The 1786-nt window shown below is 34.2% G+C and carries 1 protein-coding gene; it reads left to right on the top strand.

The window, feature by feature from the left end; all coding sequences use genetic code 11:
* The first annotated feature begins 162 nt into the window (after positions 1–162).
* The gene (locus KSZ58_RS22325) at positions 163–1614 is read left to right on the top strand and encodes an ISL3 family transposase (protein ID WP_008819210.1); all 1452 of its coding nucleotides are present in this window, start codon (positions 163–165) and stop codon (positions 1612–1614) included.
* Positions 1615–1786: the final 172 nt, after the last annotated feature.

Genomic DNA, 1786 nt, shown 5'->3' with positions numbered 1-1786 from the left:
GGGTATCCAAAATATTTGGGGGGCTAAACTTTAGGGGTCAATTTAGGGGTCTGAACTTTGAGGGACACTTTAGGGGGATAAATCCCAAAAGAAACAGGTGGCATTCATCTGTTTCTTTTTCTATAATGTTCTATTGGTTATGCTTCTGTGAAGGAGGTAATCATGGATCATTCTTATCTATTTAAATTATTAAACATTCCCGATGATGGTTCTATTATCATCAACGATGTTGAAATCATCGCTGATACCAAGTATGTATATATCTCTCGACCATCTATCCCGTCTTATTGCCCTAATTGTTCTTGCAGAATGCACTCAAAAGGTATTTATAAGCGCAAAATCAAACACCCTGTCTTACAAGACGGAACTTGCATCATCTTTATCGTGAGCCAAAGAAAGTGGAAATGCACTAACTGTTCCACATATGTTAATGAAGATTTCCCATTCTTTCAGCGTTATAAACAATCCTCTGATATTACTCCTCTACTAGTTTTAGAGGCTATGAAAGACCTTGATCGTTCTACCGCATCTATTGCCAGACAATTCAATTTATCTGATACTCAAGTTCACGATCTTTTCACTGCTTACGTGGATTTGCCACGTTTAACTCTTCCTGAGTTTCTTTCCGTTGATGAAGTACATATTGATATTTCTGAAAAAGAGAAATATGCCTTGATTCTTATGGACTTTACTTCTGGAGAGATTGTTGACATCTTGCATAACCGGTGGCATCATACCATTGAAAACTACTTCTTCTCCATTCCATACGAAGAAAGAAAACATGTTCGTTATATTATTTCTGATGCATATAAGCCTTATCTTGAATTACCCAAGCATTTCTTTCCAAATGCTGTGTCGATTTTAGATAGTTTTCATGTTGTTAAATATTTATTAGGATTGATTAATACTTATATCAATTCAGTAATGAAAGCATATAAAGATAGAGATCTTAAAAGGCTTGAAAAACAAAATCATGACACCAATAGAGACAATAAAACGATTCAGGAATCACAAGAAGTTATCTTGCTTAGAAAATATCGCTGGGTGCTTTTGAAGAATCAAGACAATATCAATTACTCTGACAAAAGGTATTACCACAGCTCTCTTAGAATGTACGCAGATACATATACTATTGAAAAACTATTTCTCTCACTAGATCCTAAGTTCAATATAATCAGAGATGTGAAAGAAAAATATATTAGATTCAATAATACTCACTTTAGTTCTGAAGATGAAGTAATGCAAGAATTATTAAAAATGATTGAAGAATTTAAGGCTCTCAGAGGTTACATTCCTCGTCTTTTCTCACAATACCTTGATAAATATAAGCATGAGATTGCCCGCTCATTTACTATAACTGAGGTATCAAGACGTAGTGCAAAGGATAATGAGCGTTACTATGCACGTTTATCCAATGGACCTATGGAATCATTCAACCGAAAGCCGAAAGATTATAAGAGAAACTCACGAGGTTCCTCTAATTTTAATTATACTAGAAATCGAATCTTATGGTCTACCAGAAATAGACCTGCATTGAGAAATACGCCCAAATCATCTAATGAAGTACATAGCTATGTTGGAAAGAAACGTGGTAAATATAAAGTAAAAGAATAAAGAGATTAAGAATTTGTACAGAAGCATAACCAAAAAAAGAGAATCAGAATGTTTTTTCACTGATTCTCTTGATTTTAACTTTAGGGGTCTTAATTTTTAGCCTTTATTTTTTCTCTCCCCCAAAGTTGACCCCCAAATTTCTGGCGAAAACCCCTAAAAAATTTGGATAGCC

It is taken from the genome of Erysipelatoclostridium sp. DFI.2.3, from assembly GCF_019132535.1.
Taxonomy (GTDB): domain Bacteria; phylum Bacillota_I; class Bacilli_A; order Erysipelotrichales; family Erysipelotrichaceae; genus Clostridium_AQ; species Clostridium_AQ innocuum.
Note: the sequence above shows the minus strand (reverse complement) of the source record. Positions and strands in the feature narration are given on the sequence as shown.

Coding starts and splice junctions, on each gene's coding strand:
- KSZ58_RS22325 (WP_008819210.1), top strand. CDS start 163: ATGGATCATTCTTATCTATTTAAATTATTAAACATTCCCGATGATGGT.